Annotated in this window: 24 protein-coding genes and 1 tRNA gene; 13 read left to right on the forward strand and 12 right to left on the reverse strand. The window is 68.4% G+C overall.

Features of this window, described 5'->3' with window-relative positions:
- Positions 1 to 22: 22 nt before the first annotated feature.
- Genes D106_RS0104870 through trpC form a run of 3 tightly spaced genes read left to right on the forward strand, consistent with a single transcriptional unit; the run spans position 23 to position 3,076 of the window.
- A complete protein-coding gene (locus tag D106_RS0104870) occupies positions 23 to 1,201 on the forward strand; it encodes a multidrug effflux MFS transporter (RefSeq protein WP_018875973.1) in 1,179 nt (392 codons plus the stop codon).
- Between the two features lie 28 nt (positions 1,202 to 1,229).
- Positions 1,230 to 2,264, forward strand: coding sequence for an anthranilate phosphoribosyltransferase (gene trpD, locus D106_RS0104875; protein WP_018879369.1), 1,035 nt, complete (start codon positions 1,230 to 1,232; stop codon positions 2,262 to 2,264).
- The gene (trpC, locus tag D106_RS0104880; protein WP_018879370.1) at positions 2,261 to 3,076 is read left to right on the forward strand and encodes an indole-3-glycerol phosphate synthase TrpC; all 816 of its coding nucleotides are present in this window, start codon (positions 2,261 to 2,263) and stop codon (positions 3,074 to 3,076) included. The genes trpD and trpC overlap by 4 nt, the downstream gene beginning before the upstream one ends.
- Before the next feature lie 94 nt (positions 3,077 to 3,170).
- Here trpC and crp read toward each other — a convergent pair whose 3' ends face one another.
- Positions 3,171 to 3,818, reverse strand: coding sequence for a cAMP-activated global transcriptional regulator CRP (gene crp / locus D106_RS0104885; RefSeq protein WP_018865922.1), 648 nt, complete (start codon positions 3,816 to 3,818; stop codon positions 3,171 to 3,173).
- A gap of 233 nt (positions 3,819 to 4,051) precedes the next feature.
- On the opposite strand from crp, the gene D106_RS0104890 reads away from it, so the two are divergent.
- Positions 4,052 to 4,480, forward strand: coding sequence for an OsmC family protein (locus D106_RS0104890; RefSeq protein ID WP_018865921.1), 429 nt, complete (start codon positions 4,052 to 4,054; stop codon positions 4,478 to 4,480).
- A gap of 86 nt (positions 4,481 to 4,566) precedes the next feature.
- Complete coding sequence (gene speD / locus D106_RS0104895) at positions 4,567 to 5,376, forward strand: adenosylmethionine decarboxylase (RefSeq protein ID WP_017942843.1); 810 nt, start codon at positions 4,567 to 4,569, stop codon at positions 5,374 to 5,376.
- 57 nt (positions 5,377 to 5,433) lie between these two features.
- Here the strand turns inward: speD and coq7 are convergent, their stop codons facing one another.
- Together coq7 and D106_RS0104905 are read right to left on the reverse strand one after the other, a co-directional pair.
- On the reverse strand, positions 5,434 to 6,075 hold the full coding sequence (gene coq7, locus D106_RS0104900) for a 2-polyprenyl-3-methyl-6-methoxy-1,4-benzoquinone monooxygenase (protein ID WP_018865920.1): 642 nt from the start codon (positions 6,073 to 6,075) through the stop codon (positions 5,434 to 5,436).
- Positions 6,076 to 6,138: 63 nt separating this feature from the next.
- Positions 6,139 to 7,332, reverse strand: a complete 1,194-nt coding sequence (locus D106_RS0104905; protein WP_018879371.1) for a (Fe-S)-binding protein — start codon at positions 7,330 to 7,332, stop codon at positions 6,139 to 6,141.
- A gap of 103 nt (positions 7,333 to 7,435) precedes the next feature.
- Here D106_RS0104905 and D106_RS0104910 point away from each other — a divergent pair, with 103 nt between their 5' ends.
- From D106_RS0104910 to D106_RS0104925, 4 genes are all read left to right on the forward strand, one after another.
- Positions 7,436 to 8,173, forward strand: a complete 738-nt coding sequence (locus tag D106_RS0104910) for a YdiY family protein (RefSeq protein ID WP_018879372.1) — start codon at positions 7,436 to 7,438, stop codon at positions 8,171 to 8,173.
- Positions 8,174 to 8,270: 97 nt separating this feature from the next.
- The gene (locus D106_RS0104915) at positions 8,271 to 8,576 is read left to right on the forward strand and encodes a ferredoxin (protein ID WP_018865917.1); all 306 of its coding nucleotides are present in this window, start codon (positions 8,271 to 8,273) and stop codon (positions 8,574 to 8,576) included.
- 65 nt (positions 8,577 to 8,641) lie between these two features.
- Positions 8,642 to 8,718, forward strand: a tRNA-Met gene (locus D106_RS0104920).
- Positions 8,719 to 8,884: 166 nt separating this feature from the next.
- Complete coding sequence (locus tag D106_RS0104925) at positions 8,885 to 9,094, forward strand: hypothetical protein (protein ID WP_018879373.1); 210 nt, start codon at positions 8,885 to 8,887, stop codon at positions 9,092 to 9,094.
- 48 nt (positions 9,095 to 9,142) lie between these two features.
- Here the strand turns inward: D106_RS0104925 and D106_RS0104930 are convergent, their stop codons facing one another.
- Genes D106_RS0104930 through D106_RS0104940 form a run of 3 tightly spaced genes read right to left on the reverse strand, consistent with a single transcriptional unit; the run spans position 9,143 to position 12,066 of the window.
- Positions 9,143 to 10,156, reverse strand: a complete 1,014-nt coding sequence (locus D106_RS0104930) for a M14 family metallopeptidase (RefSeq protein ID WP_018865914.1) — start codon at positions 10,154 to 10,156, stop codon at positions 9,143 to 9,145.
- An 8-nt stretch (positions 10,157 to 10,164) separates the two neighbouring features.
- Complete coding sequence (locus D106_RS0104935) at positions 10,165 to 11,604, reverse strand: glutamate-cysteine ligase family protein (protein WP_018875991.1); 1,440 nt, start codon at positions 11,602 to 11,604, stop codon at positions 10,165 to 10,167.
- Positions 11,605 to 11,607: 3 nt separating this feature from the next.
- A complete protein-coding gene (locus D106_RS0104940; protein ID WP_018875992.1) occupies positions 11,608 to 12,066 on the reverse strand; it encodes a hypothetical protein in 459 nt (152 codons plus the stop codon).
- A 148-nt stretch (positions 12,067 to 12,214) separates the two neighbouring features.
- Between D106_RS0104940 and D106_RS0104945 the strand changes: the two genes are divergently transcribed.
- Genes D106_RS0104945 through D106_RS0104955 form a run of 3 tightly spaced genes read left to right on the forward strand, consistent with a single transcriptional unit; the run spans position 12,215 to position 14,103 of the window.
- Positions 12,215 to 12,778, forward strand: a complete 564-nt coding sequence (locus D106_RS0104945) for an RNA polymerase sigma factor (RefSeq protein WP_017942834.1) — start codon at positions 12,215 to 12,217, stop codon at positions 12,776 to 12,778.
- A complete protein-coding gene (locus tag D106_RS0104950; RefSeq protein ID WP_018875993.1) occupies positions 12,768 to 13,592 on the forward strand; it encodes a hypothetical protein in 825 nt (274 codons plus the stop codon). Before D106_RS0104945 ends, D106_RS0104950 begins: the two co-directional genes overlap by 11 nt.
- Before the next feature lie 22 nt (positions 13,593 to 13,614).
- On the forward strand, positions 13,615 to 14,103 hold the full coding sequence (locus tag D106_RS0104955; protein ID WP_018865910.1) for a DsrE family protein: 489 nt from the start codon (positions 13,615 to 13,617) through the stop codon (positions 14,101 to 14,103).
- 45 nt (positions 14,104 to 14,148) lie between these two features.
- Here the strand turns inward: D106_RS0104955 and murU are convergent, their stop codons facing one another.
- The 3 genes from murU to D106_RS0104970 are packed head-to-tail and all read right to left on the reverse strand — an operon-like array spanning position 14,149 to position 16,607.
- On the reverse strand, positions 14,149 to 14,823 hold the full coding sequence (gene murU, locus D106_RS0104960; protein WP_018875994.1) for an N-acetylmuramate alpha-1-phosphate uridylyltransferase MurU: 675 nt from the start codon (positions 14,821 to 14,823) through the stop codon (positions 14,149 to 14,151).
- Positions 14,824 to 14,844: 21 nt separating this feature from the next.
- Positions 14,845 to 15,840 (reverse strand): aminoglycoside phosphotransferase family protein, encoded by a 996-nt coding sequence (locus D106_RS0104965; RefSeq protein ID WP_018879374.1) that lies wholly within the window; start codon positions 15,838 to 15,840, stop codon positions 14,845 to 14,847.
- On the reverse strand, positions 15,837 to 16,607 hold the full coding sequence (locus D106_RS0104970) for a phosphodiesterase (RefSeq protein ID WP_018879375.1): 771 nt from the start codon (positions 16,605 to 16,607) through the stop codon (positions 15,837 to 15,839). The genes D106_RS0104965 and D106_RS0104970 overlap by 4 nt, the downstream gene beginning before the upstream one ends.
- 161 nt (positions 16,608 to 16,768) lie before the next feature.
- Here D106_RS0104970 and dksA point away from each other — a divergent pair, with 161 nt between their 5' ends.
- Entirely contained in the window at positions 16,769 to 17,194 is a 426-nt protein-coding gene (gene dksA, locus D106_RS0104975) for an RNA polymerase-binding protein DksA (protein WP_018865906.1), read from the forward strand.
- Between the two features lie 7 nt (positions 17,195 to 17,201).
- Here dksA and argA read toward each other — a convergent pair whose 3' ends face one another.
- The 3 genes from argA to D106_RS0104990 all read right to left on the reverse strand — a co-directional run bounded on the left by argA (position 17,202) and on the right by D106_RS0104990 (position 19,419).
- Positions 17,202 to 18,569, reverse strand: coding sequence for an amino-acid N-acetyltransferase (argA, locus tag D106_RS0104980; protein WP_081619355.1), 1,368 nt, complete (start codon positions 18,567 to 18,569; stop codon positions 17,202 to 17,204).
- A 100-nt stretch (positions 18,570 to 18,669) separates the two neighbouring features.
- On the reverse strand, positions 18,670 to 19,143 hold the full coding sequence (locus tag D106_RS0104985) for a DUF192 domain-containing protein (protein ID WP_018879377.1): 474 nt from the start codon (positions 19,141 to 19,143) through the stop codon (positions 18,670 to 18,672).
- Positions 19,144 to 19,146: 3 nt separating this feature from the next.
- On the reverse strand, positions 19,147 to 19,419 hold the full coding sequence (locus tag D106_RS0104990) for a heavy-metal-associated domain-containing protein (RefSeq protein WP_018865903.1): 273 nt from the start codon (positions 19,417 to 19,419) through the stop codon (positions 19,147 to 19,149).
- Positions 19,420 to 19,446 lie beyond the last annotated feature (27 nt).

The raw sequence follows: 19,446 nt of genomic DNA on the forward strand, positions 1-19,446 counted from the left end.
CCGCACCCGGTGGCGCTTCGCGTTGCTGGTGGCGCCGCTGTCGATGCTGGCGCCGTTCTCGCTGGACACCTATCTGCCCTCGTTCCCGGCGATGGCGGAGGCCCTGCGGGTCGACTCCGGCGCGATGCAGGCGACCCTGTCGGCCTACCTGGTCGCCTTTGCGCTGGCCACCTTGGTGGCCGGCCCGCTGTCGGATACCTTTGGTCGGCGCCCAGTGGTTCTGTGGGCGCTCGCCGGCTACGTGCTCAGCTCGTTGCTGCTGGTGCTGGCGGTGGAATACTGGCAGGTGATCGGGTTGCGGGTGGCCCAGGGGCTGTCCGCGGCGGCCGGGATTGTGGTCGGGCGTGCAGTGGTGCGCGATCGCTTCGAGGCCACCGATGCGCGCCGTGTCCTGGCGCTGATCACCATGATGTTCGCGATTGGCCCGGCGGCCGCCCCGATTGTCGGCGGCTATCTGCAGGCGGGGTTCGGCTGGCGCTCGGTATTCCTGTTCCTGACCCTGTACGGCGTGATCCTGTTGCTGGCGATCCGGGCCTGGCTGCCGGAGACCCTGCCACCGGTCGGCCGTGCCTCGGGCAAGCCGGCTCTGATCCTGCGGGGGTATCTCGGGACCCTGCGCAACCCGCCGTTCCTGCGCCCGGCCCTGGTACATGCCGGGCTGTTCGGGGCGATGTTCCTGTTCGTCGCCGCCTCGCCAACGGTGATCTATGTCCACCTGGGCGGACAGGAACAGGACTTCTGGTGGCTCTTCCTGCCGCTGGTGGGCGGCCTGGTGGTGGGCGGTTTTGTGGCCGGGCGCACCGCCAGTCTGTTGAGTCCGCCGCTGGCGATCAGTATCGGCGTGGGGCTGGCCGGGATCTCGCTGGCGCTGGTGGCGCTGGGGATCCTCACCGAGGGTTCGGTGGTCGCGGTGACGCTCCCGTTCGCGCTGTACAGCTTTTCCCTGGCCACGGCCGTTCCGTCGCTGAACCTGCTGGCGCTGGACTGCTATCCGGGCGCCCGTGGCATGGCCTCGGCCATGCAGGCCTTCCTGCAACTGGGGTTCAGTGCCCTGCTGGCGCTGTTCCTGGTGGACCGACTGGACGACCACCTGCCGTGGCTGATCGGCGGGTCGCTGGTAATCTGGGCCGCCGCGGCGCTGCTGTGGTGGAGCGGCCCGGAGGCGCGTGGTCGTCGCGCCCCGGCGCGGACGTTAAACTAACGGCTTCGATTTTCCGCAGGAGCAACCCGTGACGGTGCAACAAGCGATAGCGGCTCTCATCGAGCGCCAGGACCTGGACGCGGCAACCATGACCGCGGTGATGCAGGCGGTGATGACCGGCGAGGCCACCGATGCCCAGATCGGGGGGTTCCTGGTGGCCCTGCGCATGAAGGGCGAGACGATCGAGGAGATCCGCGCGGCGGCCGGCGTGATGCGCTCGCTGGCCACCCGGGTGGATGTGCCGCGAACCGGGCTGGTGGATACCTGCGGGACCGGCGGCGACGCCTCCGGCACCTTCAACATCTCCACGGCCTCGGCGCTGGTGGCGGCGGCCGGTGGCGTGCGGGTGGCCAAGCACGGCAACCGTTCGGTGTCGTCGAAGTCGGGCTCCGCGGACGTGCTGGAGCACCTGGGGATCCATCTCGGGCTGTCGCCGGAGGCGGTCGGGTCCTGCATCGAGGAGGTCGGCGTCGGCTTCCTGTTTGCCCCGGCCCATCATGGCGCGATGAAACACGCGATCCGGCCGCGCAAGGAACTCGGCGTGCGCACGCTGTTCAATGTGCTGGGGCCTCTGACCAACCCGGCCGGGGCGCCGAACCAGGTGCTCGGCGTGTTCTCGGATGCCTGGGTGCGGCCGCTGGCCGAGGCCCTGAAGGGCCTGGGCAGCGAGCATGTGCTGGTGGTGCATGCCGAGGACGGCCTGGACGAGATCAGCATCGCGTCGCCCACCCGGGTGGCCGAGCTCAGGGACGGCGAGATCCGCGAATACACCATCCGTCCGGAGGACTTCGGGCTGGCGACCACCGCGCTGGACGCCGTGCGCGTCGACAGCGTGGAGGCCTCGGCCGACATGCTGCGCGGTGTGCTGGACGGTCAGGTGGGCGCGGCGCGTGACATCGTGCTGCTGAACGCCGGGGCGGCGATCTACGCCGGCGGTGGCGCGGACACGCTGGCCGCGGGCGTCGATGCCGCCGCCCGGGCCATCGACTCCGGCGCGGCCCGCGAACGGCTGGAGCGCCTGCAGGCGACCAGCGCACGACTGGCAAACAAGGAAACACAATGACCGAAGCCAACGCAGTACCCGATATCCTGCAGCGCATCCTGGAGCGCAAGCGCGAGGAGCTGAAGGAGCGCGAGGCGTTCTGGCCGCTGCGCGAGCTGCGCGGCTGGATGGGCTCGGCGCCTGCGCCGCGGGGGTTCCGCGCGGCATTGCAGCGCGACATCGACGCCGGCCGCGCCGCGGTGATCGCGGAGATCAAGAAGGCCAGCCCGAGTCAGGGCCAGATCAGCCCGAACTTCAACCCGGAGGCCTTCGCCCGCAGCTACGAGGAACACGGGGCCACCTGCCTGTCGGTGCTGACCGACGTGGATTTCTTCAAGGGGCGCGATGGCGACCTGCGCGATGCGCGCGTGGCCTGCCAGCTGCCGATCCTGCGCAAGGACTTCGTGATCGACCTCTATCAGGTCTACGAGGCGCGGGTGCTGGGGGCGGACTGCGTGCTGCTGATCGCCGCGGCGCTGGACGATACGGCCCTGCACGAGCTGTACTTCCTGACCCGCGAGCTGGGCATGGATGCCCTGGTGGAGGTCCACGACGCCGAGGAGCTGGAGCGGGCGAAGAAGATTGGCGCGGACCTGATCGGCATCAACAACCGCGACCTGCACAGCTTCGAGACCCGGCTGGAAACCACGCTGGATCTGAAGGATCAGGCGCCGGAGGGCGCGCTGCTGGTAACCGAGAGCGGCATCCACACCCGCGAGGACGTCGCGCGCATGCAGGCCGCCGGGATCCATGCCTTCCTGGTGGGCGAGGCCTTTATGCGGACCGAGGATCCGGGCAAGGCCCTGGGGCAGTTGTTCCGCGGCGAATCGTAGCCGCCTCCAGCGGGGCGTCGTGCCTTCAGGCTGGAGACGGTGACCGGGTGTCGCGCCCTTTCCGGCCGCAGGGCCCGGCGCGGCGGCACGGGCGTCAGCGCGTGCCGAACACCACGATGGTCTTGCCGTGCGCGGTGATCAGGCCGCGCTCTTCCAGATCCTTCAGCACGCGACCGGCCATCTCGCGCGAGCAGCCGACGATGCGCGCGATCTCCTGGCGGGTGATGCGCAGCTGCATGCCGTCCGGGTGGGTCATCGCGTCGGGCTGGCGGGCGAGATCCAGCAGGGTGTGGGCGATACGGCCGGTGACGTCGACGAACGCGAGGTCCATCACCTTGCGCGAGGTCTGACGCAGGCGGGTGGCGATCTGGCTGGTCAGCAGCATCAGGATCTCGGGGTCGCGCTGGACGATCTCGCGGAACTGGGTGTAGGGGATCTCCGCGGTCTCGGTGTCCTCGCGGGTGGTGACGGTCGCGCTGCGCGGGTCGTCCTCGAACATGCCCAGCTCACCGAAGAACTCGCCCTTGTTCAGATAGGCCAGCACCAGCTCGTGCCCGTTGTTCTCGCCCAGTACCGAGACCGAGCCGCTGACGACGTAGTACAGCGTGTCGGGAACCGTGCCCGAATGGATGATGGTGGTGCGCTTGCGGTACTGGCGGCGGTGGCAGTAGCCGAGAAAACGCTCCAGCGCGGGCGACGGCTGGGCCGGGCGGTAGACGAACGGGTTGTTCAAGGCTTCCATGGTCACGTCCGATAGCAGCTTCCTGTGGATGTGCGCCAGTGTAATGCAGCATCTGGCCCCCGCACGCCGGGGTGGCTGGAACCGTTCACAAAATCCGCCGACAGGCCACTGATTTTGTGCAGCAGGTCCGCCCTGAGTAGAGTCCCCCTGAAGTATAGGCATGGATCCCTTCATCCAACAGCAGGAAGGGACCACTGATTCATTGATCGGCACCTCTTTAAAGGACGAGCGCGATGCAGGTGAAAGTGAAATGGCTGGACCAGGTGGCCTTTGTCGGCGAGACCGACAGCGGTCATGCGGTGGTGATGGACGGCGCGCCGGACGCGGGCGGCCGCAACCTGGGCGCGCGGCCGATGGAGATGCTGCTGCTGGGGATGGGCGGTTGTACCAGCTTTGACGTGATTGCGATGCTGAAGAAGGCGCGCCAGCAGGTGCTGGACTGCGAGGTGACGGTCGCAGGCACCCGGGCGGAGACCGTGCCCAAGGTCTTTACCGATATCCACGTGCATTTCCGGGTGTACGGCCATGACCTGTCGGAGAAGCAGGTGGGGCGCGCGGTCGGGCTCTCGGCCGAGAAGTACTGCTCGGCTTCGCTGATGCTGGGGGCCTCGGCGAAGGTGACCCACGACTTCGAGATCGTCGAGGGGCCGGCCCCGCGCTGAACGGGAACCCGGGTTCTTTCCTTGGACTCGGAGGCCGAGGCGTCTACAATTCGCCGCTCGCTGCGGCCCGGGCAAGAGGACACGCCATGCCTCGTCACAAGAAGCAGATCAAGCTCCACGGTTTCAACAACCTGACCAAGAGCCTGAGCTTCAACATCTACGATATCTGCTATGCCTCGGGTGACCGGCATCGCGACGAATACATCGCGTACATCGACGAGGCGTACAACGCCCAGCGGCTGACGCAGATCCTCTCCGATGTGGCCCATCTGATCGGGGCCAATATCCTCGATATCTCGCGCCAGGACTACGATCCGCAGGGCGCGTCGGTGACCATGCTGATCTCGGAGGAGCCGGTGGCCACCGAGAAGATCGGCTACACCGAGGGCCCCGGCCCGCTGCCGGAGACGGTGGTCGGTCACCTCGACAAGAGCCACATCACCGTGCACACCTATCCGGAGGCGCACCCGGAGGGCGGGATTGCAACCTTCCGTGCCGATATCGATGTGTCCACCTGTGGGCGCATCTCGCCGCTGCGCGCCCTGAACTACCTGATCCACAGCTTCGAGTCGGACATCGTGATCATGGACTACCGCGTGCGCGGTTTTACCCGCGACGTGCGCGGCAAGAAGCACTTCATCGATCACAAGATCAATTCCATCCAGGACTTCCTCTCGCGCGATACCAAGGAGAAGTACCAGATGGTGGACGTGAACGTGTACCAGGAGTACCTGTTCCACACCAAGATGGTGCTGAAGGACTTTGACCTGGACAGCTACCTGTTCGGGCTGGGCAAGGATGACTACTCGGCCAAGGAGGCCAAGCGCATCTCCAAGCTGCTCAAGCACGAGATGATGGAGATCTTCTACGGCAAGAACATGAGCCGCCCGAGCTGAGCGGCATGCGCCGCGCGTTGCGCGCGGCACCTGACGCCCGTCCTCTCGCCTGGCGAGTCAGATCCAGTAGGCGGTGCGCGTCATCACGCTGGAGGTCAGGGGCATCAGCAGATTGCGCACCGGCCACGGTGGCGCCTTGCCGCCCAGCGCCATGGCATGCGCGCCGTGTTCCACCTCGTCCTGCTTCATCTGCGCCAGGATGCGCGCCGAGACCTCGTCCTGGGCCGGCAGCCGCTCCAGGTGGCGGTCCAGATGGCGTTCCACCTGGCGCTCGGTCTCGTCGATAAAGCCCAGGCTGTAGGCGTCGCCGGTCAGGCCGGCCAGGGCACCCATCCCGAACGAGCCGACATACCAGAACGGCCCCAGCAGGCTGGTGCGCCCGCCCAGGTCGTGCACCCGACGCGCGCACCAGTGCAGGTGGTCGCCCTCCTCGCGCGAGGCCTGGTCGAGGTGGTCGCGGATCGCGGGGGTGCGGGCGGTCAGCATCTGGCCCTGGTAAAGCCCCTGCGCCGCGACTTCCCCGGCGTGGTTCACGCGCATCAGACGGGTGGACAGGTCGCGCTCATGATCCTCCAGATGCGGGCCGATATCGTCCCCGCCCGGCGACGGGCGGCCGGTGGAACGGGCCTGGCCGGAGATGACCTTGACGAAGGCATCGGCCTGGTTGATCAGGTGATCCAGCGGGGAGAGTCGGCGCATGGTTCCGGTCCGGTTGGGGCATCAAGGCGTACCCCTCAAGAGTACCGCAAGCGGGGCCCGGGATCAGCGCCCAGCGGGGTCGTGGGCAGGGTTTTTCAGCCGCCGCGCCAGGAATCGCGCGGGTGACAGGATGGCCGGCATATCCGCCTGGTCGCCGGCCAGGGCGCGCAGGTGCACGCTGCACCCGACATTTGGACTGATGATCACGTCCGGCGTGCCATCGCAGAGCGCCTGCAGCGTCTCGGTGCCCAGGCCGTCCGCCATGGCCGGCTGGGTCAGCATCGCAGTGCCACCCGCGCCGCAGCAATTCGGTGCGCCGGCCACAGGCGTCAGGGAGACCCCGGGCAGGCGCTCCAGCAAAGCGGGCAGTTCGCGCGCCTCGCGGGTGACGTTGCGCTGGGTGCAGGGCAGATGCAGCGCGATCCGGACGGGGGTGTCATCCCAGAGGTCCGCGGTGGTGCCCGCTTCCAGGTGCTGCGCCAGGAAGCGCGTGAGGCTCAGGCTGCGCCGGCCCAGGGTGCCTTCGGGGTGTTCGCGCAGCGTGGCCTCGCAGCCACTGTCGAGGGCGATGACTGGCTGATCCCCGTCGCCAAAGGCCTCGAGGTTTCGTGTCTGCAGGGCCTGCGCGGCCGCGCGATGGCCGGTGTGCTGATCCAGCGCGCCGCAGCAGACCTGCCGCTGCGGGATCGCCACGCGCAGACCGAGGGCCTCGAGGACGTGCAGCGCCGCGTCCAGGTCGGGCCCGGTAAAGAAGCGGTCCATACAGCCGGTGAACAGCAGGACGTCGGCGTCGTCCGGCGTCGCGGTTGGGCGCAGCCGGGGGGCGGGGGCCAGGGAGTCCCGAGTATGGGCGAGGCTGCGTTCCCAGCCGCCGCGCGGGAGCAGGCGCTCCGCCCCCAGGCGTGCACCGGTCCGCGCGACCAGTCCCCCAAGGCTGCGCAGGGTTGGATGCAGCAGCGCCCGATGCTGGACGCTGTGCCGCCAGCGGTCCGCCCGCGACGGGGCGGCCGGGTGCTCGTCGAGGATCTCGCGGGCGCGATCGATCAACGCCCCGAAGGGTACCCGTGCCGGGCACACCGCCTCGCAGGAACGACAGCCCAGGCACCCCTCGAGGTGCCCGCGCAGGCGCTCGGATTCGGGCGCAAGCCGGCCCTGCGCCAGACCCTGCATCAGGGTCAGCCGTCCACGCGGAGAGTCGCCCTCGACGCCGTGCCAGCCATAGGTCGGGCAGTGCGGCAGGCACAGCCCGCAGTGCACGCACTGGTCGGCGGCGGAAAGCCCCGAGAATCTCAGGGGCTGGTCCGATGCCCCCAGCGGCTTTGCTAGGGTTTCGCCTTCATTTGATTCCGGGAGGTTTCCCATGCTCGTGCGTTCGTTTCGGCCCGTCGGGTCTGCGTTTGCCTCGCTCATCCTGCTGAGCATACCAGTCTCGCAGGGCCTGGCCTGGGAGGCCGAAGGCTGGCAGTCGACCATCGAGCTGGGGGCTTCCAAAACCACGGGGAACACCGAATCCACCACGGCCACGGGCCGCTTCCGCGCCGAGCACACCACCATCGACTGGCGGAATCGCATCCGGCTGGATGCCTACTTCCTCGAGGAGGATGACGAGACTACCGGCGAGCGTTACGTCGCCGGCTACCAGGCGGACCGCAAGCTGGGCGAGCACGACTATCTGTTCGGGGCGCTGCGCTACGAGCGGGATCGCTTCAGCAACTACGACTACCAGGGCTCGGCCACGGCCGGTTACGGTCGTCGCCTGATCGACGGCGAACGCGTGCGGCTGGACGGCGAGATTGGTGCCGGTATGCGCCAGGTGCGCATCCGCACCACTGGCGAGACCGAGAGCGAGCCGGTCGGTCGCCTGGCCGGCAATTTCCGCTGGGAGATCAGCGAGAACGCCCGTCTTACCGACGAGCTGCTGGTCCTGACCGGCAGCGACAACACCGAGATCGAGAACATCCTCGCCCTGACCGCGGATGTCACCAGTCGGATGTCCCTGCGCACCAGCTTTACCGTCAAGCACAACACCGACGTCGAGCCCGGCGTGGAAAATACCGACACCATCACGGACGTGAGTCTGGTTTATCGCTTTCGCTGAAGTGTCGGCGCGCTGAAGGCACCGACGCGAACGTTGCCATCCGTCGTGTTGCGGGCGGCAGGGTTATCATAAGCCGCAGGGATCACTGGAGACTTCCATGGGCTACTACCAGCGCCATATCTTCTTCTGCACCAATTGCCGCGAGGACGGCAACTGCTGCGAGGACCACGGGGCGACCGAGATGCGCGCCTACGCCAAGACCCAGGCCAAGGCCATGGGCATCCACGGCAAGGGCCAGGTGCGCGTGAACACCGCCGGTTGCCTGGATCGCTGCAACGAGGGTCCGGTCGCGGTGGTCTACCCGGAGGGCGTCTGGTACACCTACCAGGACGAGCGCGACATCGACGAGATCCTGGAAGAGCACCTCAAGAACGGGCGCGTGGTCGAGCGCCTGCAGATCTGAACCCCGCCCGGCGCCGCGCTGGCTTGACTTTATGCGCCGGCCTCCGGAGAATTCGCAGCCCGCGTGGCTACGTAGCTCAGCTGGTTAGAGCACATCACTCATAATGATGGGGTCCCCTGTTCGAATCAGGGCGTAGCCACCACCGAATCCCGGACAGGGGCTGTCAGCGACATGACAGCCCCTGTTTTGTTTGGGGACCCGGCGCGGCGGTGTTGTATTGCCGGTATGCAGGGGCTCGGATAGACTGCGCGCCGGGTCGCGTGCCTGCGCGCGGGCGGCCCCTCAAGGGAGCAACCTCGGACGAATCCATGAAACGCTACGGAATCCGCATCCGCCTGCCGGAAGGCAGCACCATGGCCATGCCGCACCTGCTGGGGCCGGACTGGGAATCCTATCGCTGGTACGACAGCGAACAGGCGCGCGAGAAGGCGCTGGCCGACATGCAGCGCGACCTCCCCAACTACCGCAAGGGTGATCACGTCGCCCAGGTCCTCGAGCGCGTCGAACGCGACACCTGATCGCGCATCGCGTCCACCCGGCTGCGCCGGCCCATGGGTCAGCATGCGTCAGGGAAGGGACAGCGGCTCCATCAGGTAGCACAGGCAGTCCTGGGCGATGACCCGGGTGTCCAGTGTGAGCATGGACGGCATGGCCGGGCGCTTGAGCCGGATCTCCTGGCCGGCGCGCTCCAGATAATCCCCGGTGACCTCCGAGCCGTCCTCGGCGATCGCGACCAGCGGCTCGTCGGCATCTTCGTGCACCTGTACCAGACGGGAACCGGCGGGCAGCAGCTGGAAGTTCAGGCCGTCGAGATCGGGTTCCAGGCGCACGTCGTGCTGTGCCTCCAGCCCGGCCTGCAAGCCGGGGCGCACCCGGACCTGAGCCACCGTGTGGAAGAGCTCGATGGCGCCCTCGCGTGGCGGCTCGGGCACGAAGTGGTCCAGGTGCAGCACCGCGTCGATCATCTCCCGGGCGTGGTCCACGCCGGCGGCGTCACCGGGGTGGCCGCACTCCAGAGTGACGGCCGGCGCGATGCGTGCCAGGGCCATGGAGGCAACCCCGCGCGGCCGGGTGAAGTAGACCACGGTGCGCCCGAACAGCGCGGCCAGGTTCAGAAACGGGGACTCCAGGCGATTGATGCAGGCGTAATGGGGGTTGCGCCCGGTGTTGTTGTGCAGGTCGATCGCGGCGAACAGGCCGCGTCCCTCCAGGCGGCGGCAGAGCTCGGCAAAGACATCGGCCTCGCGCGAACCGGCCTGTTCGGTGCCCGGCCAGATGCGATTGAAGTCCGGCTGGTCGTCCAGGTGGCGCTGATTGACGGCCGCCGCCTGCGGGTTGCCCACGATCAGCGTCAGGGCGCGTGGCAGCGGCCGCCCGGTGTAATGACGCAGGAGCTGCTGTACCGCGTGCAGGCCCACCGGTTCGTTGCCGTGCAGCAACAGGACCACGGCCACCGCGGGTTCGCGCTGGCCTTCCAGGTGGATCAGGGCCGGGCCGGGCACGCACTGGTGCAACGTCTCGGGCGTGGCTTCGAGGAAGCCGTCGGGGAGTTCGAAGTGTTCGATGATGGATTGCGTCACGGGTTTCCTCAGAGTCCCCAGGTGTGGACCGGCGCGCCGGTGTTCTGCCAGCCACGATAGGCGCGAACCAGCCCGGGCCAGTCGCGCCCGTGGCGTGCGACCCAGTCCCGCTGCCAGCGTGCGCCGGTCTGGCGGCTGGCCACGCGCGCGGCGATGATCCCGAGCAGGGCGTCGCGTTCGCTGCGCTCGATGCCCAGGCGCTCCAGGCCTTCGGCTGCTCGGGGCAGCAGGTCGCGGGTGATCAGGCGGGGCGCCGGGGCCGGTTCGCGGTGGCCCCAGCGCAGGCGAGCGTCCAGTCCGTGCCGGGCTGCATTGTAGAAGTTGTCGCGGGCCTCGGAAAACGGGGTCTCCAGCGTGCCGTCCGGCGATTCGGCGACCAGGTGCTCGATCAGGCCCAGGGCGAAGGCCGTGTTGGCCAGCATGTCGATCAGTGAGGGGCCTGCGGGCAGGCAGCGGAACTCCAGGCGCAGACTGCGGTGGCCATCGGCGTCGCAGCCGACGATGGGGCGGTTCCAGCGCCAGATGGTCCCGTTGTGGAAGGCGAGGTGAGCCAGCTGGTCGGCCGGTTCGTCCAGTGCCACCGGCAACAGGACCGGAAAGTGCTCCAGGTTCTCGGTGAACAGCTCGCCGATCGAGTCATGCAGATAGCCGGTGCCGAAGGTCACGCGCCGGATCGGGCCGCGTGCCGAGTTGGCGAATCCGCCTACCTCCACGGACTGCTCGAACAGCGGGATGCGGCTCTCGGCCCACAGGTCGTGGCCGAAGATGTAGGGCGTGTTCCCGGCGGCGGCGAGGACCGGAGCGGCCGCCACCAGCGAGGCGTTGTAGGCCCGATGGGCGCGATCGGGCCGGGTCTCGATATGCACCTGGAAGGAGGTCGCCGCCGCCTCCAGCATCACATCCGCGTGGCGGTGCTGCAGGTGTTCGTGGCCGACGATATCCACCTCCAGCGGGCGCTGGGCGCGCTGTTCCAGGATGGCGCTGTTCAGCGCCCGGTAGCGGGCCTGCCGGGACATGTGGTGGAGCCCGAGATCGGCTGGCTCCAGGGTCGGCAGGCTCCCGGCCATCAGCAGGTCGGCTCCGGCATGACGGGCGGCTCGCCGCGCCTGGCGCAGGGTCTCGCGCAGCTCCTCAAGGATCGCGCCGAAGCAGCCGGGGCCGGCGCGGAAGACGCTACTGTTCAGTTCGACATTGAACTGGGCCAGCTCCCGGGTGGCCAGCGGGCTGTCCATCGCCGCGAGAAAGGCCTCGTTGACCGGCAGCGGGCGCCCTTGCGCGTCGCACAGCCAGGCCTCGATCTCGAAGCCGAGCCGCGGCGGCGGCGCGGAGTCGGTCGCCGGCTGTGTGCGCAGCCAGTCCAGCAGCCGGGCCGTCTCGTCGGCCAGGGCCTCGTGGAAACGGTCGAAATCCGCCGCGCCGAAGTGCTCTTCGCGGATTTCCCGGCCCAAGATCTAGTCCTCGTCCCGGTCGTCGGTGTCCGGGGCCTCGTCGTAGAGGCTCTCCAGGAGGTCGCCCCAGATCTGTTCGTGGTGCTCGATGAAGGCCAGCAGGTGCTTGCGGAAGGCGAGGTAGTCGGCCTCGAAGGTCTCGAAATCGGCACCACCGTTCAGCAGCTTGGCGGCGCGGTCGGTCTGCTGCAGGCTGTCGCGCAGGTTGAGGCTGGCGGCCATCGCGCCCTTCACGCGTTCGCGTTCGTGCGGGATCCAGGCGCGGTCCGACAGCATGGAGCGCAGGTTCTCGCCCAGCTCCAGCAGGCGCTTGCGCAGGCGCGGGACGGCCCCGATGGTGCCGGTCTTGAGTTCGCCCCAGACCGCGTCGGTGATCAGCCGTGACCAGCGCTCGCGCAGGTCCTGCACGGTGTCGGGGTCGAACGCGAACGCGCGCTCCAGTTGTTGCGGATCGAATGGCATTGGGTATCCTGATCGACGGAATCGGGGATGCGCGATTTGTGCGGTCGCAAGGCCGGAGTATCGGAATAGCCCCGCGCCCGGTAGCGTCCTACAGGGTACAAGAACAAGCAAGGCCGCATGTACGGCCTGCGGATGGAGGAAACACAACATGGCAACCTGGTTCGCGCAGCGCAGGCTGCGCCAGAAGGTATGCGACCTGCGGCCCCAGATGTACCGCATGGCCTTTGCGTGGTGTCACGATGCCGCGCTGGCGGATGATCTGGTGCAGGAGGCGATGATGAAGGCCCTGACCCGGCTGAAGTCGCTGCAGGACGAGAGCGCCCTGAAGGCGTGGGTGTTCCGGATCATGACCAACTGCTACCGCGACTGGGGACGGCGGCAGAAGGACACGGTGGACGTGGACAGCATGGAGCTGCCCTGCGAGGACTGCCCGGAGCAGCAGACCGAACGCAACCGCATGGTGGCGGACGTTCACCGGGCGATGGCTGAACTGAGCACCGATCACCGGCAGGTGGTCGCGCTGGTGGACCTCGAAGGCTTTGCCTACTCCGAGGTCTCGGAGGTGCTGGATGTACCCATCGGCACCGTGATGAGTCGCCTGAGCCGGGCTCGGGCACAGTTGAAGAAGGTGCTGCTGGAGCAGCAGGCCGACACGGGGAAAGCGGCCGATACACCCTATCTCAAGGTAGTGAGGAATCGGCATGTCGAATGAACGACTGAGTGCAAGGAACCGCCCCAGCGAGGAGATCCTCAACGCCTTCGTGGATGGCGAGTTTTCTCCCGAGGATCGTCTCCACACCCTGAAGACGATTGCCTCCAGCGAGCACCTGAGCCGCGAAGTCTGCGACATGCACCAGCTCAAGGAGCTGGTGAACATGGCGTACGAGGATGTGCCGGCTGGTCGCACCGGGGCCCCCGGCGGGCGCTGCCGGTTGTCGCGCGGCGGTCGTTCGGCCTGGTTCCCTTCGGTCGCCGCCGGAGTGCTCGCGCTGGTCGTGGGTTCGCTGGGCGGCTACGAGATCACCCGGGATGCTGGTTTCTTCGGCGGCGAGCCGTCGGCCGCGATCGATCAGGACGCCGGGGCCATGGCGCAGATGGCCGCCAGCGATGACGTCGCGGGCGGCGCGGCGGCGCCACAGCAGGTGTTTTCCGCCACCGAGACCGACCAGATCCTGCTGCATATCAATGAAGCCGATCGCCGCGCGATGGCGGAGCTCCTGGATGACATCGAGAGCATGTACCGCGAGGCGGCCACCGTCGGGCGCGATCTGAACGTGCAGGTCGTGGTGCACAACAATGCGATGGACCTGCTGCGTACCGACAGCGCCCCGTATCCGGAGCGGGTTGCCAGCATGGCGCAGGATTACCCCACGCTGCGCTTCACCGCCTGTGCCCAGACCCTGAACCGCCTGGCGCGCGAGGAGGGCAAGACGGTCGACATCCTGCCGCAGGCCGAGCTGATCGATTCTGGCGTCGCCGAGGCGGCCCGCCGTCAGGCCGAGGGCTGGATCTACATCAAGGTCTGATCCGGCCTTGCCGGCACCCCGCATGTCGCCCGCGAACCGCACAAGACGCCCCGGCTGGTTTCTGGCCGGGGCGTTTCTGTTGATGCTGATCGCGGGCGGCGCGACGGCATTGTTGTTTGGCACGGTCGCCGACGCCCCGGCCGCCGACGAGCCGCTCCGGGTGGTTTATCACATCAATTCCGATGACCCGGAGCTCCACCTGAATGCCCTGCGTAATCTGCAGAATCACATCGATGGCAGCCCTGATGGCTCACCGCTGGAGATCAAGGTGCTGATGCATGGCAGTGGCATCACCCTGCTGCAGCACGCGCGCAGCGATCCGGATCTGCGCAGTACGGTGAATACCCTGAAACTGCAGGATGTCCGTTTTCTGGTGTGCGGCAACACGATGGCCTCGCGCGGGCTGGAGCGCGAGGATCTGCACGAGGTGGCGGAGCAGGATGTGGTGCCCAGCGGCATCGTGGAACTGACCCGGTTGCAGCGCGCCGGGTATACCTACATCAAGCCCTGATCGGGGCGATGGCGCGGGTGCCGTTCACTTCGTGACGGCGGGCGCTCAGCGTTTCCCCAGCTCGGCGTCCAGAGCCGCCAGGCGCTCCGGGGTACCGATGTCGCGCCAGTCTCCAGTGTGGTACTCCCCGGTGACACGGCCGGCGGCGATGGCCGGGCGCAGCAGGGGGGCGAGCGCATGGCGGCCGGGCGGCAGATCGCGGAACAGGGTCGGGTCGTACCAGCCGATGCCGCTGAAGGTCAGGGCCTCGCCGTCGTCGAGTCCGATCTGTGCGTCCTTCAGGGTGAAGTCGCCCTGCGGGTGATGCTCCGGGTTGTCCACCAGCACAAGGTGCGCGAGGGGCCGGTTGGTGGACCGGCGCAGGGTCTCCGGCGGGGTCAGCGGATGGTCGCACCAGACATCGCCGTTGACGACCAGGAACGGCGCGTCGCCCAGCAGCGGCAGCGCCTTGCGGATGCCGCCCGCGGTCTCCAGGGCCCCCTCGGGCTCTGGTGAGTAGTGGATCGCCAGACCGGCGTGCTGCGCGCCCAGCGTCGTGCGGATCTGCTCGCCCAGGTGCGCCAGGTTGATCACCACCTCGCGGTAGCCCGCGGCCGCCAGGCGGTCCAGGGTGTAGGTGATCAGTGGGCGCCCGCCGACTGGCAGCAGGGGTTTCGGGCAGTGGTCGGTCAGCGGGCGCATGCGTTCGCCGCGGCCGGCGGCCAGGATCATCGCGCGCATGGATCCGTGTGTCCCCATGGTCTAGTTGTCCTGCAAGCGTTCGGGCATGTCGGTACGGAACCAGGCAGCGACCGGCCCCAGCTCCGGATGCATCAGCCCCTGCGCCAGCAAGCGGTGCAGGCGGGGCAGGTGCTCCAGGTAGCGGGGCTTGGCATCGCGCCGCGCGAGGCGCACGAAGATCCCGAGGATCTTGGTGGTGCGCTGGACGCCGAGGACCCGGTAGTGGTGCATGAATGCCGCGCGGTCCCAGGATGCAGCCGCGAGGTAGCGCTCCAGGCCCTGCGCCACGGTGTCCGGGGACACCTCGCGGCGGGCATCCTCCAGCAGCGAGACGACATCGTAGGCCGGGCTGCCGATGACTGCGTCCTGAAAATCCAGCACGGCGCAGGCCCGGTCCTCGCCGGGGGGCAGCATCAGGTTGTCAACGTGGAAATCGCGCAGGACCAGGGTCCCGTCCAGGCTCGGGCGCCCGTCCAGCGCCGATCGCCAGGCCTGCAGGAAGGCGTCGCGCCGGGCCGTCGCCAGCGGCGCTCCCCGCTGTTCCGGCCAGTACCAGTCGACAAACAGGGCGACCTCGTCGAGCAGACGCGGCATGTCGTAGGCGGGCAGGGCCGGGGCCGTCGCGGCCTTGGCCGGCCAGGCGCTGTGGAGCTGGAGCAGGGTGTCGATGGCGCGGTCGTACAGCGGGCCTTCTGTGGACCCCTCGGCCAGTGCCCGGGTAAAGGTCCGGTCACCCAGATCCTCGAGCAGGACGAATCCGGCTGCCGGGTCGTGCGTCAGCACGCGCGGCGGGCGCAGACCCAGCGACTCCAGCAGCCCCGCGATCTGCACGAACGGTTCGGTGGCCTCGCGCTCCGGCGGGGCGTCCATCAGCACCACCGGCTCGCCATCGCGGCGCAGGCGGAAATAACGGCGGAAACTGGCATCCGCACGCAACAGGGCAAGGTCCGTGAAATCGCCTGGCTGGCGCGCGAGCCAGGACTGGAGCTGATGGCTGCGGGTATCGTCCGGGATCATGTGCGAGCCTCCCCGGATACGCGCTGTATGTGGGTGTCGAGCTGTCCGTCCGGGTGCAGGTCCAGCACGCGATAGCCGGCGGCCTCGGTATCCAGCGCGAAGCGTTCGGATTCGGGGGCGAACTGGATACAGGTGGAGGGGCAGCCGAGCAGCTCGATGCCCTGGCGTTTGCTGCGGAAGTCCTGGTGGATGTGGCCGAACAGGCAGGCGCGCACACGCGGGTGGCGATCCAGCACCGCGAACAGGTCGTCCGGATTGGTCAGGCCGATCCGGTCCATCCACGCGCTGCCAATCGGGACGACCGGGTGATGAATCGCGATCAGGCCCCAGTGGTCCGGATGGGTGGTCAGCACCTGATCCAGTCGATCCAGCTCGGCGGGTTCGATACGGCCGGCCGCCTGGCCCGCGACCGCCGAATTGACGCCGATCAGGAGCCAGCCGCCCAGTGTGCGATGGCCGTCCAGGGGATACCCGGCCGCGTCGAACGCGCGGTGCAGGGTGTGCCAGTCGTCGTGATTGCCGGCCAGCCCGGCGACGGGCCAGCCCTTTACGTACTGGTCGAGCAGGCCCAGCAGACGCGCATAGGCGGCCGGCGCGGGATCTTCGGCCAGGTCGCCGGTCAGCCAGAGCAGGCCCGGGCGATCCTCGTTCCGGGCCAGTGCCTCGAGGACCCGTGCGAGCTGGCGGTCGCTGTCGGGGTAGCCGGCCCGGATCGGGCCTGGCTCCCGGCCCAGGTGGGTGTCGCTGATCTGGAGGATGCGCTGCATGCGGGCTGTGTCGGTGTCCGTGGTTCCAGGGATGTGCATCGGGGCGGGTTTTTCTGTTTGCCGCCCGACGGGGGGATTGCCCTATACTCGATCGGGTGTACCGCGTATCGCGCCGGGGCCTTTCCGCATGGGGCGGCAAGGGGCCTGGCGAGGGGCCCGAGATGAGCCAAGATGCCAAGACCCGCCCGGATTCCGGGTACCGCCCGTCCGAGGACGAACCCTACATGAATCCGCGTCAGCTGGACTACTTTCGCGCCAAGCTCGAGGCCTGGCGTGCCGAGCTGATCGAGGAATCGGAACAGACCCTGGAGCACCTGCGCAGCGAGAGCTGGCAGGAGCCCGACCCCAACGACCGGGCCAGTCACGAAACGGATGCCGGCTTGGAGCTGCGCACGCGGGATCGCTACCGCAAGCTGCTGAACAAGATCGACGCGGCGCTGGCGCGCATCGACCGCGGCGAATACGGCTACTGCGAGGAGACCGGCGAGCCGATCGGGATTGCCCGACTGGAGGCGCGGCCCATCGCCACCCTGAGCGTTGCCGCCCAGGAGGCCCACGAGCGCGACGAGGCCCGCTACGCGCAGTAGTCCCTGGCTATGCTTCGGTCAGGTTGCGGGTGAAGACCCGCGAGTTGCGCGCCTGGTTGTACCGGGTCTGGCGGCTCGCGGGGAGGTCATCCACCTGGCCCGGGGTGTAGCCACGCTCCTGGAACCACTGCGCGGTGCGCGTAGTCAGCACGAACACCCGCCGGATCCCTTGCTCCCGCGCCAGCTGTTCCATCGCCTGCAGTAGTCGGTCGCCGCGGCCGCTGCCGCGGTAGTCGCCGTGAAGGGCCAGGCAGGCGATCTCCGCCGCATCCGCCTCGAACGGATACAGCGCGGCCGTGCCAATGATCAGGCCGTCCGCCTCCAGCACCTGAAAGCGGTCGATCTCCAGCTCCAGGTGTTCACGCGCGCGATGCACCAGGATGCCTTCGGCCTCCAGCGGTTCCAGCAGCGCGTGGATGCCACCCACGTCGTCGAGCGTCGCCGGGCGCAGGCGTTCCAGCGGCTCGCGCGAGACCAGGGTCCCGATCCCCTGACGGGTAAAGAGTTCGGTCAGCAGCCCGCCGTCGTCGTGCCGATCCACCAGGTGCACCCGCATCGCGCGCTGGTGGCAGGCATCGATTGCGCTTCTCAGGTGGTTCGCCAGTTCCTCCGGCAGGTCGGGGCTGGTCTCCAGCAACTCCTGCGCGGCCGGTACGGTGAGCTGGTCGAGCACGCCGTGTTCCGGGTCACGCAGCACGCCGGCCTCGGTCAGGAAGATCAGCTTGTCGGCATTCAGCGCGATCGCCACCTGGGTGGCGACGTCTTCCCCGGAGAGATTGAAGACCTCGCCGGTGGGGGAGTAGCCCAGCGGTGACACCAGGGCGACCTGCTCGCGCTCCAGCAAGGCCGCAAGCGCGTTGGTGTCCACCCCGCGGACCTCGCCGGTGTAATGGAAGTCCACCCCGTCGCGCACGCCCAGCGGGCGGGCGGTGACGAAGTTGCCGCTGGCCACACGCAGCCGCGCGTTGCCGGTACCCGGCTGGCCCAGGCTGCGGGACAGCAGCCCCTCGATCTGCAGGCGCAGTCGGCCGACCGCATCCAGCACGGCTTCCAGCGCCGGGGCGTCGGTCACGCGCAGGCCATTGGCATAGGCCGGGGTCAGCCCGCGCTCGCCCATGCGGGCCTCGATCTGCGGCCGGGCGCCGTAGACCAGCACCACCCGGATGCCCAGGGCATTGAGCTTGGCGATGTCGCGCATCAGCGCCGGGAATTCCGGCGCCTGGGCGGCCTCGCCCGCCAGCGCGATCACCATGGTGCGTCCGCGGTGGGCCGCGATATAGGGCACGGCATCACGGAACCACGCGAGTTCCCCGGGCTGCGGGGCTCGCCGCGACGGTGTGTGCTGGCCTGCGGGTGTTGGGGGGGCGGTAGCCACGGCGCGTTCCGTTTCCTTCGGATGTCCTGAGCCGACAGTCTAGGGAAACACGGATCAATTTGCGCGTCGGCAGCCCGGGCCGCGTTGTGCTGGAAAGGTGTCAGTCGTTCCCGCCGACGATTCGCTCCAGGTCGGGTACGCGATCGCCGGCCGCGACGCCGTGCCGCTCGAACCAGCCGGCATTGACCTCCAGCGCGTAGCGCACGGGGCGTTTCGCCTCGTGGATGCGGGTGGAGTGGGGTGTCATGGATGCGATGTTGGTGATGGTGTGATCGGCATCGATAAAGGCCACATCCAGTGGGATGCGGGTGTTCTGCATCCACATGCCGTACTGCGCCGGACGCGGCCATATGAACAGCATGCCGTGGTCGTCCGGCAGGTGGTCGCGGTGCATCAGGCCGATCCGGCGGGCGCGGTCCGTCGCGGCGATCTCGATGGTAAGGGTCTGTTCACCGATGTCCAGGTCGGCCGTCGGGAGCCCGTTTTCGGCCTGCGCGCACCCCGCGCCAAGGCCGACGAACAGGATCAGCCAGGCCAGCCCGGCCCAGGCCCGGCCCGGCGATCGGAGTGGCACGGCCTAATCGCCGCTCATGCGCCCCACAGCGCAGCTGGCGAAGGACTTGGCCTTGGCACTGGTGGAACGCCAGCCGGAGACCGATCCCACCTCGGGGTAGCCCATGCTGGCGAGCTTGGCGGCGACCGCCTCGCGGGCGCTGTCCGGGGCCTGGACCTCGACGGCGCCGCCTTCCACGTCGACCTCGGCCTCAGTGACGCCTTCGACCTGCAGCAGGCCCTTGCGGATGGAGCTGGCGCAGCCGCCGCACTTGATGTTCTCGACCTCGATTTTCATTGCCGGGACCTCGGGATACTGGGGTTT

The organism is Thioalkalivibrio sp. ALE9 (assembly GCF_000377445.1).
GTDB lineage: Bacteria > Pseudomonadota > Gammaproteobacteria > Ectothiorhodospirales > Ectothiorhodospiraceae > Thioalkalivibrio.

Bases quoted from the DNA above. Each gene is read 5' to 3' on its own strand.
- trpC (WP_018879370.1), top strand. From the start codon at position 2,261: ATGACCGAAGCCAACGCAGTACCCGATATCCTGCAGCGCATCCTGGAG.
- crp (WP_018865922.1), bottom strand. From the start codon at position 3,818: ATGGAAGCCTTGAACAACCCGTTCGTCTACCGCCCGGCCCAGCCGTCG.
- D106_RS0104890 (WP_018865921.1), top strand. From the start codon at position 4,052: ATGCAGGTGAAAGTGAAATGGCTGGACCAGGTGGCCTTTGTCGGCGAG.
- speD (WP_017942843.1), top strand. From the start codon at position 4,567: ATGCCTCGTCACAAGAAGCAGATCAAGCTCCACGGTTTCAACAACCTG.
- coq7 (WP_018865920.1), bottom strand. From the start codon at position 6,075: ATGCGCCGACTCTCCCCGCTGGATCACCTGATCAACCAGGCCGATGCC.
- D106_RS0104910 (WP_018879372.1), top strand. From the start codon at position 7,436: ATGCTCGTGCGTTCGTTTCGGCCCGTCGGGTCTGCGTTTGCCTCGCTC.
- D106_RS0104915 (WP_018865917.1), top strand. From the start codon at position 8,271: ATGGGCTACTACCAGCGCCATATCTTCTTCTGCACCAATTGCCGCGAG.
- D106_RS0104925 (WP_018879373.1), top strand. From the start codon at position 8,885: ATGAAACGCTACGGAATCCGCATCCGCCTGCCGGAAGGCAGCACCATG.
- D106_RS0104940 (WP_018875992.1), bottom strand. From the start codon at position 12,066: ATGCCATTCGATCCGCAACAACTGGAGCGCGCGTTCGCGTTCGACCCC.
- D106_RS0104945 (WP_017942834.1), top strand. From the start codon at position 12,215: ATGGCAACCTGGTTCGCGCAGCGCAGGCTGCGCCAGAAGGTATGCGAC.
- D106_RS0104950 (WP_018875993.1), top strand. From the start codon at position 12,768: ATGTCGAATGAACGACTGAGTGCAAGGAACCGCCCCAGCGAGGAGATC.
- D106_RS0104955 (WP_018865910.1), top strand. From the start codon at position 13,615: ATGTCGCCCGCGAACCGCACAAGACGCCCCGGCTGGTTTCTGGCCGGG.
- murU (WP_018875994.1), bottom strand. From the start codon at position 14,823: ATGCGCGCGATGATCCTGGCCGCCGGCCGCGGCGAACGCATGCGCCCG.
- D106_RS0104965 (WP_018879374.1), bottom strand. From the start codon at position 15,840: ATGATCCCGGACGATACCCGCAGCCATCAGCTCCAGTCCTGGCTCGCG.
- D106_RS0104970 (WP_018879375.1), bottom strand. From the start codon at position 16,607: ATGCAGCGCATCCTCCAGATCAGCGACACCCACCTGGGCCGGGAGCCA.
- dksA (WP_018865906.1), top strand. From the start codon at position 16,769: ATGAGCCAAGATGCCAAGACCCGCCCGGATTCCGGGTACCGCCCGTCC.
- D106_RS0104990 (WP_018865903.1), bottom strand. From the start codon at position 19,419: ATGAAAATCGAGGTCGAGAACATCAAGTGCGGCGGCTGCGCCAGCTCC.